The organism is Streptococcus sp. 5905, from assembly GCF_013276505.1.
Lineage (GTDB): Bacteria > Bacillota > Bacilli > Lactobacillales > Streptococcaceae > Streptococcus.
In genome coordinates this window covers 52,215-69,435 of record NZ_VMLC01000002.1, presented here as the reverse complement: position 1 = coordinate 69,435, position 17,221 = coordinate 52,215, and the positions used below count along the sequence as shown (strand labels likewise).

17 protein-coding genes are annotated in these 17,221 nt (G+C 42.0%); 4 read left to right on the top strand and 13 right to left on the bottom strand.

Annotated features, from left to right (window positions below):
- Nucleotides 1–10: 10 nt before the first annotated feature.
- The 11 genes from HT680_RS05065 to HT680_RS05015 form a co-directional block, all read right to left on the bottom strand.
- Nucleotides 11–574 carry an HAD-IA family hydrolase gene (locus HT680_RS05065; protein WP_173258747.1) on the bottom strand — a complete coding sequence of 188 codons (564 nt, stop codon included), beginning with the start codon at nucleotides 572–574 and terminating at the stop codon, nucleotides 11–13.
- Between the two features lie 83 nt (nucleotides 575–657).
- On the bottom strand, nucleotides 658–1,212 hold the full coding sequence (locus tag HT680_RS05060) for a DJ-1 family glyoxalase III (RefSeq protein ID WP_173258745.1): 555 nt from the start codon (nucleotides 1,210–1,212) through the stop codon (nucleotides 658–660).
- Nucleotides 1,213–1,222: 10 nt separating this feature from the next.
- Nucleotides 1,223–2,446 (bottom strand): FtsW/RodA/SpoVE family cell cycle protein, encoded by a 1,224-nt coding sequence (locus HT680_RS05055; RefSeq protein WP_173258743.1) that lies wholly within the window; start codon nucleotides 2,444–2,446, stop codon nucleotides 1,223–1,225.
- A gap of 6 nt (nucleotides 2,447–2,452) precedes the next feature.
- Entirely contained in the window at nucleotides 2,453–4,945 is a 2,493-nt protein-coding gene (locus HT680_RS05050; protein WP_173258741.1) for a bifunctional DnaQ family exonuclease/ATP-dependent helicase, read from the bottom strand.
- Between the two features lie 196 nt (nucleotides 4,946–5,141).
- Nucleotides 5,142–5,993 (bottom strand): NAD(P)H-hydrate dehydratase, encoded by an 852-nt coding sequence (locus HT680_RS05045; protein WP_173258739.1) that lies wholly within the window; start codon nucleotides 5,991–5,993, stop codon nucleotides 5,142–5,144.
- Nucleotides 5,994–6,007: 14 nt separating this feature from the next.
- Nucleotides 6,008–6,793 (bottom strand): phosphate ABC transporter ATPase, encoded by a 786-nt coding sequence (locus HT680_RS05040; RefSeq protein WP_173258737.1) that lies wholly within the window; start codon nucleotides 6,791–6,793, stop codon nucleotides 6,008–6,010.
- 53 nt (nucleotides 6,794–6,846) lie between these two features.
- Nucleotides 6,847–7,620: an HAD hydrolase family protein gene (locus HT680_RS05035; RefSeq protein ID WP_173258735.1), complete on the bottom strand. Its 774-nt coding sequence runs from the start codon at nucleotides 7,618–7,620 to the stop codon at nucleotides 6,847–6,849.
- Nucleotides 7,621–7,624: 4 nt separating this feature from the next.
- Nucleotides 7,625–8,482, bottom strand: a complete 858-nt coding sequence (locus HT680_RS05030; protein WP_173258733.1) for a bifunctional methylenetetrahydrofolate dehydrogenase/methenyltetrahydrofolate cyclohydrolase — start codon at nucleotides 8,480–8,482, stop codon at nucleotides 7,625–7,627.
- Between the two features lie 149 nt (nucleotides 8,483–8,631).
- The gene (locus tag HT680_RS05025) at nucleotides 8,632–8,952 is read right to left on the bottom strand and encodes a TfoX/Sxy family protein (protein ID WP_173258731.1); all 321 of its coding nucleotides are present in this window, start codon (nucleotides 8,950–8,952) and stop codon (nucleotides 8,632–8,634) included.
- 33 nt (nucleotides 8,953–8,985) lie between these two features.
- Entirely contained in the window at nucleotides 8,986–9,720 is a 735-nt protein-coding gene (locus tag HT680_RS05020; RefSeq protein ID WP_173258729.1) for an amino acid ABC transporter ATP-binding protein, read from the bottom strand.
- On the bottom strand, nucleotides 9,720–10,403 hold the full coding sequence (locus tag HT680_RS05015) for an amino acid ABC transporter permease (protein ID WP_001011625.1): 684 nt from the start codon (nucleotides 10,401–10,403) through the stop codon (nucleotides 9,720–9,722). Before HT680_RS05015 ends, HT680_RS05020 begins: the two co-directional genes overlap by 1 nt.
- 190 nt (nucleotides 10,404–10,593) lie before the next feature.
- Between HT680_RS05015 and HT680_RS05010 the strand changes: the two genes are divergently transcribed.
- From HT680_RS05010 to HT680_RS04995, 4 genes are all read left to right on the top strand, one after another.
- Nucleotides 10,594–10,824, top strand: a complete 231-nt coding sequence (locus HT680_RS05010; protein WP_000443579.1) for a DUF1797 family protein — start codon at nucleotides 10,594–10,596, stop codon at nucleotides 10,822–10,824.
- 236 nt (nucleotides 10,825–11,060) lie between these two features.
- On the top strand, nucleotides 11,061–13,319 hold the full coding sequence (locus HT680_RS05005; RefSeq protein WP_173258727.1) for an ATP-dependent Clp protease ATP-binding subunit: 2,259 nt from the start codon (nucleotides 11,061–11,063) through the stop codon (nucleotides 13,317–13,319).
- A gap of 131 nt (nucleotides 13,320–13,450) precedes the next feature.
- Nucleotides 13,451–13,903, top strand: coding sequence for an NUDIX hydrolase (locus tag HT680_RS05000; protein WP_173258724.1), 453 nt, complete (start codon nucleotides 13,451–13,453; stop codon nucleotides 13,901–13,903).
- Nucleotides 13,904–13,961: 58 nt separating this feature from the next.
- A complete protein-coding gene (locus HT680_RS04995; RefSeq protein ID WP_173258722.1) occupies nucleotides 13,962–14,261 on the top strand; it encodes a DUF1827 family protein in 300 nt (99 codons plus the stop codon).
- Between the two features lie 65 nt (nucleotides 14,262–14,326).
- Here the strand turns inward: HT680_RS04995 and metK are convergent, their stop codons facing one another.
- Both metK and HT680_RS04985 read right to left on the bottom strand, forming a co-directional pair.
- Nucleotides 14,327–15,517 carry a methionine adenosyltransferase gene (metK, locus tag HT680_RS04990; protein WP_173258720.1) on the bottom strand — a complete coding sequence of 397 codons (1,191 nt, stop codon included), beginning with the start codon at nucleotides 15,515–15,517 and terminating at the stop codon, nucleotides 14,327–14,329.
- Between the two features lie 180 nt (nucleotides 15,518–15,697).
- Nucleotides 15,698–17,041 (bottom strand): DEAD/DEAH box helicase, encoded by a 1,344-nt coding sequence (locus HT680_RS04985; protein WP_173258718.1) that lies wholly within the window; start codon nucleotides 17,039–17,041, stop codon nucleotides 15,698–15,700.
- Nucleotides 17,042–17,221: the final 180 nt, after the last annotated feature.

The following is a 17,221-nucleotide window of genomic DNA, read 5'->3' as shown; positions in this document are numbered from 1 at the left end:
TTCCCTTTTCTTACATGTCTATTGCTTGTCTCAATGTCGCAACGTTATTAAAAAGATAGGCATCTAAGCCCGCAGCTTTACCTGCTTCTACATCAATATTTCTGTCACCAATGACCAAACCGGATGTAATATGATATTTATCACGTAAATAAATCATGGACTCAGGATCTGGTTTTCGTTTAAAACCAGAACTGGCAGTCACTGCTTCTGTGAAGTAGTTCGCTATCTGGGTCTTAGCAAGAAGTTCTAGCACTTGGTCATTTCGATGAGAAACTAAGAAATGACGACCGCCCTTGTCAGAAATGTCTTTGAGTAATTCTGGAACTCCCTCAAACAAGACTGGGTGCTCTAGCTCACGCGCTTCATTTTCTTTGTAGTTTTCTAAAAAATCCTCGATGTTTGGGGCAAACTTCTCGATGGCAAAAGCTGTCGAAACCTTCAAGGCTTCGTAAACACGGTCATGCTCTTGCTCAATTCCGTATTGGGCTAAGGTTTCTACAAAAGCTGCTGTAGAAGTCTCATAATTATCCAATAGGGTACCGCCTAAATCCCATATGTAGTCGTGATATTTCATACTCTTCATTATAGCATTTTTTTATGAAAAAAGCGATGATTTCCTAGATTTTTCCAAGCAAAAACGAGAGTTTAACCCTCGTTTTACTGTTGATTTTCAAAGACATCTCGATAGAGCATACCGACTCGTAAACTTTCGGCATCTCCTCCCAATTGCTCTACCAACTCATAGGCAAAGGCAAGGGCAGTTGACGGTCCTCGGCTGGTTGTTAGATTGCCATCTACAACCACTGTTTCCTTTTGGTAAATTCCGTCACTGATGTTCTCCTGAACACCGTCATAACAGGTGAAGTGCTTGTCTTTCAGGACACCTGCTTGATGGAGGGCGATTGGAGCTGCACAGATGGCAGCAATTTTCTTTCCTGCTTGGCAAAACGCTTTAATCTGTGAAATGAGGGCTTGATTATCTCGTAGATTTGCCGATCCAGGCATGCCGCCTGGAAGAACTACCAAATCATAGTCGGACAAATCACCATCAAAGACACGATCGGCTTTTACCTGAATGCCATGGGATCCTGTCACCTGCTCTTCAAATCCTACCATATCACAGGAAATGTTTGCTCGACGCAAAACATCGACTACTGTCAAGGCTTCGATTTCTTCAAAGCCATTTGCTAAGATAACTGCAACTTTTGCCATAGTGGCCTCCTTATTTGATTTGTTTTAGGACGACTTTCTTTCGTTTGAATGGAACTTTTCCACTTTTCTCTTCTGCTAGATTGGTCTGGTAACTCATAGACAAGAGGAGACCGACTCCGATGAGGTTACTAATAATTGCGGATCCCCCTTGGGAGATGAAAGGCAGAGGAATCCCTGTCAAAGGAAGTAAGCCTGTCACTGCGCCAATATTTTCAAAAATATGGAAGAGTAACATCATGATAAAGCCAGTCGAAATATAGGTGTAGAACTGGTTGTTTGATCTGAGCGTAATTTTCAACATACGATAGATAAGAAGCAAGTACAAAGCAATGACAAAGACTGAACCAATGAAGCCAAAATCTTCAGCAATCACTGTGAAAATCATATCGCTCTCGCGTACTGGAATAAGGAGATTGGACACATTGAAACCTTGCCCAAACAAGCCACCACTTCCAATAGCAATTTGTCCCTGCGCCTGCTGGTAAGTCGTTGTTTGCGCAAAATCAAAGGGATTGAGCCAGGCCAAAATACGGTTGATCTGGTAAGTTGGCATCCCAATCTGATGCAAGAAGGCACGCCCATCCTTGCTTATAAAGATGGCCATGAAGCCTGCAACTGCAGTCACTCCTGTCACAAAAACAGGAATGATAATCTTCCATGAAACCCCTGAAAGGAGAACCATGCCTGCAAAAATAGCTACAAAAACCAAGGCAGTCCCTAAGTCACTTTGTAGGGCTAAAAGGACCAGCACTGGGATGGTAAAGGCAATCATCCAACCAATCAATAGGAAATCCAAGGGAATAGTCCGTCGCCATTCCTTGTGTTTTTGAGTGAATTGTACAATGACTCGAGCCAATATCAAGATGTAGGAAATCTTCATGAACTCAGATGGTTGAAAGAGCGTGGTTCCCCCGATTGATACCCAGTTCTTGGCACCTGTAGAAGCTACCAAACTCGGATTGTAAAAAACAAGAGGTAGAACCATCAAGGCCAAGCCTAAGCCATAAAGATAGGGAGTCACCTTCCATAAAAACTCGGTATTGAAGAACATGACGACAAGCCCAATGACAAGCCCTAGAGCAATCCAAGCGATTTGCTGACCTAGAATCGGAAGTACATTATTGGGATAGTCATGGCTAACTGCTATATAAATGGCCACTACTCCAATCACCAGTAAACAAAACACTGGTAGGAGGAGGCTATAATCGACTCGAGAGTCGAAGGAACGTTTCATATTTTTTTACCTTTTCTCTTTCTGGGATTTTTCTTTCATTCTATTGCGACGAGATTGGAGAAAATCAGCTACTGCAGGCTCTAGCTGGTCTCTAGAAAGAACCTGAACAGTTCTTTCTTTTGACAAGGCCTGAGCGATTTGTTTGCCGTAACGCTTGCTGACGACACGACTGTCTAAGATTACAGCAATCGAACCTTGGTCAGATCGTCTAACAGTACGACCAAGGGCTTGTTTTAGCCGAATGATAGCCATCGGCAACTGATAATCATAAAAAGGATTTTTCCCTTCTTGACGCAGTTCTTGGTTTAATTTTTTAGTTAAAGGCTCTTGGGGATTTTGGAAAGGCAATCTCGGAATCACTTGAATCACACAAGGATGGGTTGAAAAATCAACCCCTTCCCAGAAACTACCTGTTCCGAGCAAGATCTGGCGTTCACCTTTTTCAAAACGTTTTTTCAGTTGACTTGGTTCCCCATTTTTATACTGAGCCAGATGCGGTTGGTCGAGCAGGTCCGAAACTGCCAGCAACATCTCTTTTGAAGTAAACAAAACCAATATGGGTTCTTGAAAGGCCTGTAAGCTTCGAATGACAGAAGCCACTTCACTAGCATAGTCAAAAGGCGGAACTTCTGTTACAAGAGGAAAGTCATCGACTAGAAAGACTTCTTGTTGCTCCTGCTTTGATACATCAAGCCTAACAAGTGGAGCATCAGGAAATCCCAATAAATCTGCTAGGGAAACCCGATTGCTGATTTCAAGAGTGGCCGATACTCCTAGGAGCCTACAATCTTCTGGCAATAAATCTGCTAATATAAAACGGCCTTTTTTGCTTGAACAAATCAAAACATCCTTGCTCGATTTCTCTGCTGTAGCAAGCAAAAATTCACGGTCCGACGTGAAAAAGTTTGCAATCTCTCGATACTCTGGGAGAGCTAACTCCGAGAAATGCTGGCGCAACTCTTCGAGAGAATCCAACCACTTTCCATTCTTAAGGCCTGACTGATAGTGCTCCATCAAGTAACGACATTCAAAGCCGATACTCTCAAGCAAGCGTTTCTGAACCAAATCTTCCTCTGTCTCTAAGGACTTTTCAATTTGGATTACAAGTTCCTCAAGGCGATAAGCCTGCTGGGCTAGATTTTCGAGAGCTAGCAGCATTTTTTGAGCTTCATCCAAAATCACCAAACGGTTGTCGACAAACTCTGGATTGTCTTCCAAACGAGTGACCAGATAGGCATGATTGGTCAGAAGAACACGACTGGTCTTGGCCTTTTCCTGCCCTCGTTTCCAAAAATCCTCTGTGGCAAATAAACTTTTCTTTGAAAGCTTGCCATCGTGGACTAGTTCTGGCAGAAAATGCTGGTAGCGATAAAGTTGCCCGATTTCGTCCAAGTCGCCTGTCTCTGTCTCTGTTAGCCAGATGAGCAGTTGCATTTTAAAGCGTGTGAAGAGGCGATTGGACTCCGATCGATAGAGAGTTTGATGAAAGGCATCCAATTTCAAGTAATTTTGAGGCCCCTTGAGACTATGAATTTCCAGATGGAAGACCTCTTTTAAGCGTTGACCTTCTTCTTGCATGATTTGATTTTGAAGAATTTTGGTCGGAACACTCACTAGGATACCTGCTTGACTCTCCAAGTTCAAAGCTGGGAGGAGATAACCATAAGTCTTGCCCAGTCCCGTTTGTGCTTGAATAAAGGAAGTCTGGTGTTCTTCCAATAAGTGCTCAATCTTCTCCGCAAATTCCATCTGTTGTGGACGCTCCTCCAGCCCCAATAAAGAAATATTTTTAGCAAAGTCTTTGGATAACTTTCGTGGGACTAAGCCTTTGCTTTCCTTTCTGAGGAAAAGCCCATGAAGTTCCATTAAGTCTGGCGAAGATAAGAGAGATTGTTGCTGATAGACCTCCTCAATCACCAGATAACTTTCATAGAGAAGGTTGTCTGCAAGGTCTAACAAGCTCTCTAAAAGCCCTTTAGGTAGCTCAAAAAGTTTTTGACGCATGTAAAGCAAGAGTTCAGCTGTTGCCTGAGCATCTGACAGGGCAGTATGGGCATGTTCCAGCTCAATGCCCAACTCTTGACAAAGGATACCTAAGTTATACTTTTCAAACTGAGGATACAGAACTTGGGCAAGCTCAACTGTATCCACTCGCGGTGTGCGCAATTCATATCCTTCAAAAAAGAGAAATTCTGCAAGAAGGTTAGCATCAAACTGTACATTGTGCGCAACAAAAATACCGTCCTTAACCAATTCAAAAATTTTCCCGGCCACCTGAGAAAATTCTGGTGCCGTAGCCAAACGCTGATCGGTCAGACCTGTTAATTCTTTGATATGAGAATCCAAGGGTTCGTGGGGATTGACATCGGTCGCATACTGATCGATGATGTCACCATCCTCAATCACCACAATGCCTACTTGAATAATTTTTGCCTTGCTTCCGGTGCTGGTCGCCTCTAAATCAACGACCACATACCGATCATTTCTCGCATTCATCATTAAAAATTATATCAAAAAAAGCATGATTTGACACCCCTCAACTTTGATAACAATCTCACTTTCCTTTTGAGTTTGAGTAAAAATCAAGACCTTAAAAGTGAGAATTTCACGCAAGTTCAGCAGTTGGTCGCTGGTTTTGAGGTATTTGAAAACCTTATCAACAAAGCTACATCAACATAAAAAGACAACCAGGGTATTAGCTGCCTTTTTGAGATATTTTTTTCATTGTTTTCGGAAGTACCTTGCTAATTTCTGTTGGCAAGACAAGATAGTTTTCTTGAGCTAGTTCTCGCGCAATAGCTGAATGAAGATGAGTCGCTACCACCACTCTCTCATAGAGACTGACTTGGTGAAACTGACCTGCAAAACCTGCAATCATCCCAGCAAGTGTATCTCCCATCCCACCAGTTGCTTGATAGGGGCCTCCGACTTCTAATTGATAATATTCAGGCTGACCGGCTTGCCAGATACGAGTTGCCGGACCTTTCTCGACTAGAATCGTTCCTTTAGGAAAAGCTGAAAGAGCTCTAGCAGTCGTCTCTGTATTTTGATGTCCAAGAGCTATACCAGACAATCTTTCCCATTCCTTTTGGTGGGGAGTTAGGATGAGCTGACTGGAAGGAAATGGTAACTGGCCGTTTGCTAAGATGCCCAAAGCACCGCCATCTACAATCAAAATCTGGTCTTCTCTGAGGCTGTCAAAGACCTGTTTTACGAGTTCTTCTCCGAATGCTTCCTCTCGCAAACCCGGACCTAGCAAGACAGCTTCTGCCTTCTCTATCTGTTCCTTTAGTAATCCTTTATCCTTTAGAGAAAAAGCCATGGCTTCAGGTAAATGGCTATGCAGAGCTGGGATATTCTCCTTATCTGTACCAACGGTCACTAAACCTGCACCACTTTTGACAGCTGCAATGGCTGACATGATGATAGCTCCCCCATAAGGATAGGTCCCTCCCAGCAAGAGCAGGCGACCGTAATCTCCCTTATGACTGTGACAACAACGTTCAACAATGACTTTTTCTAATAAAGCTTGATCAATCACTTTCATCGTTTTTTCCTCAACTATCCTTTATCTGATTGTTTTAAAACAACTTGATAGACTTTCTTAGTCCACTCTTCTAAGTCTTCTCCAGCATAGTCAAGATAATACACCCTATCTTGTATTTGGGTTGGAATAATGCAAATATACAACTCACTTAATAAATTCAGCATGTTCTTAATTTTTACAACATGGTAACCATCAAAAATATAACCAGGAACTTTAATCAAATCTGTATAGATAAAATGAAAACTTACTCCAGGAATAAACTTGTCTTGTAATTCTTCCTCTGAAGGAGCTCGACCTAATAAGCGCTCCATCGCCAATCGATAACCAGAACTTGTATTTGACCATCCTAACATGACATAGTCAAAATAATCTTTCGGATCAGATGCAGCATTTCGACTATCCAAAACCAACTCCTCAGCATCTCGCCTAAAGGCTTTCACAGCAGATAAGAGCTGACCTGTTTTAAAAATAGAAATCGCTGCATCTATAGTCGTAGTATGGCTACAGTAGTCTGAAGTCACTAGCCTCTTATGTAGATCATAAATCGAAGCTACTCTTTTATCTGTAGGGGTAAATGGTGGAAGAAAGGGATGCTGACAGATGTAATCTAAAATCTCTTTTTTCAAACAAGAATCGACACACTCGATACTTGTTTGACGTTTATGAAGTTTTTCGTAAGCTATAAATTTAGCAATTTTTTCTAATTCCCACTCTTGAATATTTGGATAATCAATTAGTGCTAAGTAGTATATTCCATCCCATTGTAAACTATATTCTCCATTATAAATTTTTAAAATCATCTAATCACCTCACTCCATTATACTACAAAAGGAGGTTCAGACCTCCTTCTACACTATTTCCCCTTAAATTCTGCAAAGGTCTGTATGATTTTAGCAGCAACAGCTGGAGAAGGAGCTCCTTTTAGCTCTAACGTTTCATCTGCATATGGAGTAAGGCCTGTGAAATCGCCTATCTGGACTGAATAGAGAGACGTTTTAAACAGTTCAATATCGTTTTGGTCATTTCCAAAGGCGATGAAATTTTCCCCACATAACGTTTCAACTGTTGTAGCCTTATGAGTATCCAAGGGATTAACATAAAGGCACTTTTCATGTGCATGATAGGACAGATGAGCCTGCCCCAGTCTTTCTAACTGACGAAGCAGGTCATCAAGCAAATCCTCATGGTCACCCATATAAACGACTACCTTAATCGGAGTACCCAAGTCCTCGAGTTTCTGATGACGAGCGACCTTTAGGGGATCCACACTAGAGATAAATGGAATCTTCTCCACAATCTGACCACTATAGTCAAAGCAATCATCTGCAAAGAAAGGGAGATTATAGGTCTGGCAATAATCCACTAGCGCCTGATAAACTCTAGCATCGAGATTCCTTTCATAGATAGCCTGTCCCAGATGGTAGGCTACGCCTCCATTCAAACCTATAACCAAGCGCTGACTGAGTTCAGGACCTAATAAACCCAAGCAGTCCCGATAAGAGCGTGCTGAGGCAAACACAAGCTCGTGACCATAATCTTCAGCCTTTAAAAGAACCTGCTTAATCTCCTCATCTATGGTCATATAGTCAAAAGACAGTGTTCCATCAAGGTCAAATACGAATTTCATCTTCCTAGTCCTTGTTTAGTGTTCGAAGCGCTGCCTGATAGGTTTGCTCCATCAGCATAGTAATGGTCATAGGTCCAACTCCACCCGGTACAGGTGTGATGTGACTAGCAAGTGGTGCAACAGCATCATAGTCAACATCTCCACAAAGCTTGCCATTTTCATCACGGTTCATCCCTACATCAATGACAACCGCACCTGGTTTCACAAAGTCTGGAGTCACAAACTTAGCACGACCGATAGCAACGACAAGAATATCTGCCTTAGCAGCCACCTTAGCAAGATGATGGGTGCGTGAGTGGGTCAAGGTCACTGTTGCATTCTTAGCCAAAAGTAGCTGAGCCATGGGCTTCCCAACAATATTTGAGCGACCGATAACAACCGCATTTTTACCTTCCAACTCAATTCCATACTCATGAAACATTTCCATGATTCCTGCAGGTGTCGAAGGAATCATAACTGGATGACCAGACCAGAGGCGCCCCATGTTTAGCGGATGGAAACCATCCACATCTTTTTCGGGGTCAATGGCTAATAAAACTGCCTCTTCATCGATATGTTTGGGTAAAGGTAACTGGACCAATATCCCATGCCAAGCTGAATCTTGATTGTATTTAGCAATCAAGTCCAACAATTCCGCTTGGGTAATGGTCTCTGGAACTCGCACAACTTCACTACGGAAGCCAGCAGCGAGAGCTGACCGTTCCTTGTTGCGAACGTAGACTTGGCTGGCTGGATTGTCCCCCACCAAAATCACCACCAATCCTGGAACTAGACCTGTTTCTTCTTTTAGTTTAGCCGTCTTTTCAGCCAACTGTCCTTGTAACTTAGCTGCAAGAGCCTTCCCATCAATAATCTGTGCCATATTTCTTCTCTTTTCTATCAAATATCTTCTATTATATCAAAAAATGACTTGGCATTCTAACACTTCTTGACTAATAGACCTTATAGTTTGAAACTATAAGAAAAAGCTCTTATCGAGCTTTTAGTGCCTATTTATCTTAGGCAAGTCTATCATGCTTTCTTTTTGACCTTGGGAGCAGGTAAAACTTCGTACATATCCTTGATTAGTCTCGCTAGAAATAACTTGTCTTCAAGATCTTCTATTAAAATCATCTCCTTAGCTCCTTCATAAGGAGGTTCAAGCCTAGTCTGTCCCAGTTGATCCAAAACCACCTTCACAGGCTTCAGTAACAAACGATTATCATAGATTTCCCCAATAATCTTCCCACGATAATAAAGGATATACTCTCCCATCATTGGACGATAACTTATCTCCCCTAGTTCCGATAGCTGTTCAAGAATAAAATCTAAATATTCTTTACTGGAAGCCATGATGCCTACTCCATTTCTTCTAAAAATGAGGTCTTACAAAACCTTACTCAAAAATTCCTTGGTCCGTTGTTCTTGGGTCTGGTCAAAAATTTCCTCTGGCCTTCCATCTTCGACAACAACTCCATCCGCCATAAAGATAACACGGTCTGCTACCTCACGCGCAAAGCCCATTTCATGAGTCACAATCACCATGGTCATCCCCGACTTAGCAAGGTCTTGCATAACAACTAGAACTTCCCCAACCATCTCAGGGTCTAGGGCTGAAGTCGGTTCATCAAAGAGCAAAACATCTGGTTCCATAGCCAAACCACGTGCAATGGCAATCCGTTGTTGCTGCCCACCTGACAAACTCTGTGGATAGGCCTTTGCCTTATCTGGTAGACCAACTTTTTCTAGCAGTTCTTGGGCTCTTTTCTCCGCTACTTCCTTGCTTTCTCCTTTGGTTTTTATTGGTGACAAGGTGATATTTTCCATCACCGTCATATTGGGAAAGAGGTTGAATTGTTGGAATACCATGCCCATCTTTTCACGCATAGCAAAAAGGTCATTTTTCTTATCTGTGATATCAACTCCTTCAAAGATAACCTTGCCTTTACTTGCTTCTTCAAGGAGATTCATCGAACGAAGGAGAGTTGATTTCCCGCTCCCTGACGGACCGATAATGACCACAACTTCTCCTCTTTTGATCTCAAGGTCAATCCCTTTCAAGACTTCATTCTTCCCAAAAGACTTATGCAAGCCTTCGATTTTTATCAAGGTTTCTGTCATTATTTTTTGTCTCCTTGTCCAATGTAATTTTCAAATGCCTTCAAAGCCACTGTCAAAACAGAAGTCATAATCAAGTAATAAAAGGCTGCAAATAAGAGAGGCGTTAGAGGTAGATAGGTCGTTGTTGCTACCGTTGTAGCTCCATTCCAAAGTTCCATGACTCCGATTGTTGACAAAAGCGAACTATCCTTGATAATGGTGATAAATTCATTTCCCAATGCTGGTAAAATATTCTTGATTGCCTGTGGCAAAATAACATAACGCATAGCATTTTTAGGACGAATACCCAAGGAATAAGCTGCCTCCAACTGCCCTTTAGGAACTGCATTAATTCCTGCACGAACGGTTTCAGACACATAGGCACCACTATTCATCGAAATAATCAGAATACCTGGAATTAAACGAGAAAGGTCCACACCTAAAATCCCTACTTGAATAGTGGGCGCATCGATATGCATGAGGGCAAAAGCAATCATAATTTGCACCATCATCGGTGTTCCTCGGAAAATCCATACATAAACATTTGCAAACCAGACAAGAGGTTTAAAACGTGAACGTTGGGCAAAGGCCAATAAGACACCTAGAATGGTACCGAAAAAGACCACCAGAATTGAAATCACTACCGTGATAAGAGCACCATAATTAAAATAAGGTAAATACTTTGGTAAAAAGGAAAAATTCATATTCAATCAACTTTCTATGCATTAGGTTGTATGATTATAACATGAATTGAATTAAAATGCAATCCTTTTCTCTAATTTTAACAATTAACTTGATAGAATAGAGAAATAGAGAGAAATCATAGTTTTTTTCTAGTCAACTACCTCTTGTTTATGGTAAAATAGTAACGATAAGAAATGGAGGAGAATCATAATGGAATCACATTTGGTTAGAATCATCAACCGCCTAGAAGCTATGACAAAAGATGGCGGAAATCTAAAACGTAATTTTGAACGTGAAGGAGTTGTTGTTGCTGAAGTTGCATACAGCTATGACGAAGAAAATGGATCACTCTTCACCCTTCGCGACGTAGAGGCTCGTGAAACCTATACCTTTGATAGCATTGACTTGATTGCAATGGAGATCTACGAACTCCTTTACTAATATAAAAACAACGGGTAGTAAGGCCCGATGAATGAGAATCCTTTTTGTCACCACAAATGGGATTTTTTCTTACCTTTAATGTCGCTTGATTCTCCATGAATCCCTCTTTTAAAAACGACCACTTCTCAATCTTTTTACTTGCTTTACACCTTAATCATGCTATAATGAGAGTATAAAACTTTGACTATTTTTGACCATTTATCAGGTCAAGGATAAGAATGAAATGAGGTAGATGTATGCTCTGTCAAAACTGTAAAATAAACGACTCAACAATTCATCTTTATACCAATATCAATGGACAGCAAAAGCAAATTGATCTCTGTCAAAATTGCTATAAAATTATCAAAACGGACCCAAACAATACCCTCTTTAAAGGAATGACTGACCTAAACAATCGTGACTTTGATCCTTTCGGAGACTTTTTCAATGATTTGAACAATTTCAGACCTTCTTCTAATAACATCCCTCCGACTCAATCAGGTGATGGTCACGGTGGAAATGGGGGCTACGGACCTCAAAATCGTGGTCCACTTCAAACACCCTCTAGCCAAGAAAGAGGGCTCCTAGAGGAATATGGTATCAACATTACTGAGATTGCCCGTCGTGGGGATATTGACCCTGTTATCGGTCGAGACGAAGAGATTATTCGCGTTATCGAAATCCTCAACCGTCGAACCAAGAACAACCCTGTCCTTATCGGAGAACCAGGTGTTGGTAAAACAGCCGTTGTCGAAGGTTTAGCTCAGAAGATTGTCGATGGCGATGTTCCCCATAAACTCCAAGGCAAGCAAGTTATCCGTTTGGATGTGGTCAGTCTAGTTCAAGGAACAGGTATCCGAGGCCAATTTGAAGAACGTATGCAAAAGCTCATGGAAGAAATCCGCAAACGCGAGGACATCATCCTCTTTATCGATGAAATCCATGAAATTGTTGGTGCAGGATCTGCTGGCGATGGAAATATGGATGCAGGCAATATCCTCAAACCTGCCCTTGCCCGTGGTGAATTGCAATTGGTTGGCGCTACTACTCTCAATGAATACCGTATCATTGAAAAAGATGCTGCTCTAGAGCGCCGTATGCAGCCTGTCAAGGTAGATGAACCAACTGTCGAAGAAACCATTACCATCCTCAAAGGGATTCAAAAGAAATACGAAGACTACCATCACGTCAAGTACACAGACGCTGCTATTGAAGCTGCTGCAAATCTTTCCAACCGCTACATCCAAGACCGTTTCTTACCTGACAAGGCTATTGACCTTTTAGACGAAGCCGGTTCAAAGATGAATTTGACGCTGAACTTTGTTGATCCTAAAGTGATTGATCAACGTTTAATTGAAGCTGAGAATCTCAAGGCTCAGGCTACACGAGAGGAAGACTTTGAAAAAGCTGCCTACTTCCGTGACCAGATTGCCAAGTACAAGGAAATGCAAAAGAACAAGGTGACCGATCAGGATACTCCAATCATCAGCGAGAAAACCATTGAACATATCATTGAGCAGAAAACCAATATCCCTGTTGGTGAGCTCAAAGAAAAGGAACAATCTCAGCTTATCCATCTAGCAGACGACCTCAAAGCTCATGTCATTGGTCAAGATGAAGCTGTCGATAAGATTGCCAAAGCCATCCGTCGTAATCGTGTTGGACTTGGTACTCCCAACCGCCCAATCGGAAGTTTCCTCTTTGTCGGACCAACTGGTGTCGGTAAGACAGAACTTTCCAAACAACTAGCCATTGAACTTTTTGGTTCTGCTGAGAGCATGATTCGCTTTGATATGAGTGAATACATGGAAAAACACAGCGTGGCTAAGTTAGTCGGAGCCCCTCCAGGCTATGTCGGCTACGATGAAGCTGGTCAGTTAACGGAAAAAGTTCGTCGCAATCCCTACTCTCTCATCCTTCTCGATGAAGTTGAAAAAGCCCACCCAGATGTGATGCACATGTTCCTCCAAGTCTTGGACGATGGTCGTTTGACTGATGGGCAAGGACGAACAGTTAGCTTTAAGGATGCCATCATTATCATGACCTCAAATGCGGGTACTGGTAAGGCCGAAGCCAGCGTTGGTTTTGGAGCTGCTCGTGAAGGTCGAACGAACTCTGTTCTCGGTGAACTCGGCAACTTCTTTAGTCCTGAGTTTATGAACCGTTTTGACGGCATCATCGAATTTAAACCTCTCAGCAAGGACAACCTTCTCCAAATCGTCGAACTCATGCTAGCGGATGTCAACAAACGCCTCTCTAGCAACAACATCCATCTCGATGTGACAGACAAGGTCAAGGAAAAGTTAGTTGATTTGGGATACGATCCAAAAATGGGAGCACGCCCACTCCGTCGTACCATTCAAGACCATATCGAGGACGCCATCACTGACTACTACCTTGAAAATCCAAGCGAGAAAGCCCTCAAAGCAGTCATGACAAGCAATGGTAAGATTCAAATCAAATCTGCCAAAAAAACTGAAAAAACAGAAGAGATTGCTTCTGAAAAAGAAGAATAAAACGATCTAACAGGTGCAGGAAGTCCATCAATTTCTGCACCTTTTTTTACTAAAATAACTGTTTATTCTTGACAGCTCGCCCCTCGTCCATTATGATAATAATAAAGATACTAGAGAATGAGGAAAATGCGATGGCAAACCCAACTTTTGGTGAAAAAAGAGAGAATGTGACCTACCTGCCCCGCTACGGCGTTTACGTAGTTATTCCTGATCCAGAAAAAAAACAAATTGTCTTAGTTCAAGCTCCCAATGGGGCTTGGTTCTTGCCAGGTGGAGAGATTGAAGCGGGTGAAGACCATCAAGAAGCACTGAAGAGAGAACTAATCGAAGAACTTGGCTTTACAGCTGAAATCGGAACCTATTACGGACAAGCTGATGAGTATTTTTACTCTCGCCACCGTGACACCTACTACTACAACCCAGCCTACCTCTACGAAGCCACTTCTTTCCAAGAAGTACAAAAACCATTGGAAGATTTTAATCATATTGCTTGGTTTCCTATTGATGAAGCAATTGAAAAACTCAAACGTGGTAGCCATAAATGGGGAATTAAATCCTGGAAAATACAGCATGGAATTGACTAAAATACACGATTTTATCCAAAAAGTGCTATAATAGAGTTAGAAAATCGGAGGAACTATTATGAAGCTTATCAACACGACTAATTCACACTCGCAACTTGTTAAAAGCCAATTAGAAAGTACTGACGCAACTCTTGTTGAGGTCTATTCTGCTGGAAACACAGATGTGATTTTCACACAAGCTCCGCTTCACTATGAAATCCTCATTTCCAACAAACACCGCGCTATTCGTGAACCAGAAATCGAAACCATTCAAGATTTCTTCATGAAACGCAAGATTGATAAACAAAAAATTGATGAAGCTAATATCAAGACACTTTATTCAGATAAACTGATTGAAATTTCTATTCCTACAAAATAAGAAAGCCAGCCTAGAGCTGGTTTTCTTTTGCAAAAAGCTTGGTAATATTACCAAGCTTTTTCATTTTATTTCACAGCTTCTTTCAAAGCATCTACCTTATCCAAACGTTCCCACGGAAGGTCAATATCTGTACGTCCCATGTGTCCATAAGCCGCTGTTTGACGGTAAATTGGACGTTTGAGGTCCAGCATTTGGATAATTCCTGCTGGGCGAAGGTCAAAGATTTGACGGGCTGCTTTTTCAAGTTTGCTTTCAGCTACTGTTCCTGTACCGAAGGTATCGATACGGACAGAAACAGGCTGCGCAACACCAATAGCATAGGCCAATTGAACTTCTGCTTTCTTGGCAAGACCCGCTGCAACGATATTTTTAGCAATATAACGTGCCGCATATGAGGCTGAGCGGTCCACCTTCGTCGCATCCTTACCAGAGAAGGCACCACCACCGTGACGAGAGTAGCCACCATAAGTATCCACGATGATCTTACGACCAGTCAAACCGGAGTCTCCTTGAGGTCCACCGATGACAAAGCGACCAGTTGGATTGATGAAGAATTTGGTTTGTTCATCCAAGTAAGAGGCTGGAATCACCTCTTTGATAACCTTGTTAATCACATCATTGTGAATTTGTCCATTGCTGACTTCTGGGTCGTGCTGAGTTGAAATAACGACTGTGTCCACACGTACTGGACGGTCATTTTCATCATACTCAACAGTAACTTGTGATTTAGCATCTGGGCGAAGATAGCTGATTTCACCAGACTTACGAAGTTCTGCCAAGCGACGAACCAGTTTGTGGCTGAGTGAAATTGGCAATGGCATGAGTTCTTCTGTTTCATCCACTGCGAATCCAAACATAAGACCCTGGTCACCTGCTCCAATCAAGTCAAGTGGATCTTGATCTGCATTTCCACGAACCTCCAAGGCTTCGTTGACCCCTTGGGCGATATCCGGTGACTGCTCAACAAGCGATGGATGAACTCCAACTGTTTCCGCAGAAAAACCATACTCTGTATTGGTGTAACCAATCTCTGCAATGGTATTACGAACCACACGGTTAATATCCACATAGGCATTTGTAGAAATTTCACCAAAAACGTGGACAGAACCAGTGTATACAGCTGTCTCAGCAGCAACGTGCGCTTCTGGATCCTCTGTTAAAATAGCATCCAAAATCGCATCTGAAATTTGGTCTGCAATCTTATCCGGATGCCCCTCAGATACAGATTCAGACGTGAATAATTTACGTTCTGACATAAAAATGTCCCCCCTTAAAAAATATTGTTATAGAGTTACAAAGTACTGATAGAAATTTCTACCATCTTATCGGGACTATATAACCTTATCATTATACCACTTTTTACTTTTTTTTGCAGTATTTTTGAAAATTCATAAAACGAAGTTAGAAAAAGGAGCCATTCAGCTCCAATTTTATCCTTAAAATGTTTGGCGTTTGGCTTTACGCTCGGCACGGCCACGTGCACGATTTTCAGCACGCTTGGTTTTGCGGCGTTTTTCATCCACCGCCCATTGAATCTTCTTCTTATAGCCCGGTTTGACTTTTTTCTTTTTCTTTTTAACCAAGCCAATCATTTCAATATCAAGCTTATCCTGCTTCTTTTCACGATTGGCACGACGATCACGGTCATAGGTATCTTGAAACTCTCCGTCTTTGACCATCTTAGGAGTAAACTTGATGCCTAATTTTTCCAACTCACGGATATCCGAGTCATCACTTGGCTGGTAAAGGGTAATAGCTGTACCAGGTAGACCGTTGCGTCCAGTTCGTCCAACACGGTGTACAAAGAAGGACAAGTCTTGAGGAATGGCATCATTGATGACATGACTAACACCTTCAATGTCAATTCCACGCGCTGCCAAGTCCGTTGCGACAATGTACTCAAAATCCAGATTTTTCACCTGGTTCATGATCCGCTTGCGTTCACGAGGGGCAATATCTCCATGAATCTTTGCTACCTTCAATCCTTGGGCAGTCAAGTAGGCATGCAATTCATCAGCACGCGTTTTTGTGTTAACAAAGATCATTGCCAAATAAGGCTGCATCAACTGAGTCAACTGATAAATTTGAGCGTTCTTGTCACGGCCCTTGGTCGAAACCAACCAGTTTTCAATGGTATCAGAGATGACTGTTTTTGTTTTGATTTTCTCCATGACAGGATTTGACAAATATTTTTTCAAGAAGGGCTGCAACTTCTGTGGAATAGTTGCTGAAAAGACCATGAATTGCAAGTCTTTTGGAAGACTTCCAGCAATCTTATCAACGGTTTCCAAGAATCCCATATCTAAGGTCATATCGGCTTCATCGACAACAAAGGTCTTGGCCTTGTGAATGGCTAAATCGCCAGATTTGACCAAGTCATAGATACGCCCTGGAGTCCCGATGACAATATGGGGTTGGCTACTGGCAAGTTTTTCAATCTGACGCGCCTTATCCGTACCACCCACATAATTAACCACACGGACTTCGACATCTGAGTGAGCTGCAATCTGACGAGCTGCTTGATAAATCTGAGTAGCTAACTCACGACTTGGAGCAGTGATTACAGCTTGCACACTATCGCTAGTTTCATCCAATTGCTGGAAAATGGGTAGCAAGAAAGTGTGGGTCTTCCCTGAACCTGTTTTTGACTCACCGACCAAGTCACGACCTGCCAAGACAATAGGAATTAACTTATCTTGAACCTCTGTCGGAGTTGTAAATTTCAACTCCTCCAAAGCCTTTTCTATGTAGTTTTTAAACTGAAATTTCGTAAATGACATATTATCCTCAATTCTATTCTTCCAACCATTATACCATATTTTGTTCTTTTTCTGTAGCCACACTTATCTGACCGATCATAAGGCTCTCAACTTCTCCAAATACCAATCTTAGACTTGAGATCACACATTTGCTTTCTATCCAAAATGCAAAAAGAGAAGACCAAATTGGTCTTCTCTCAG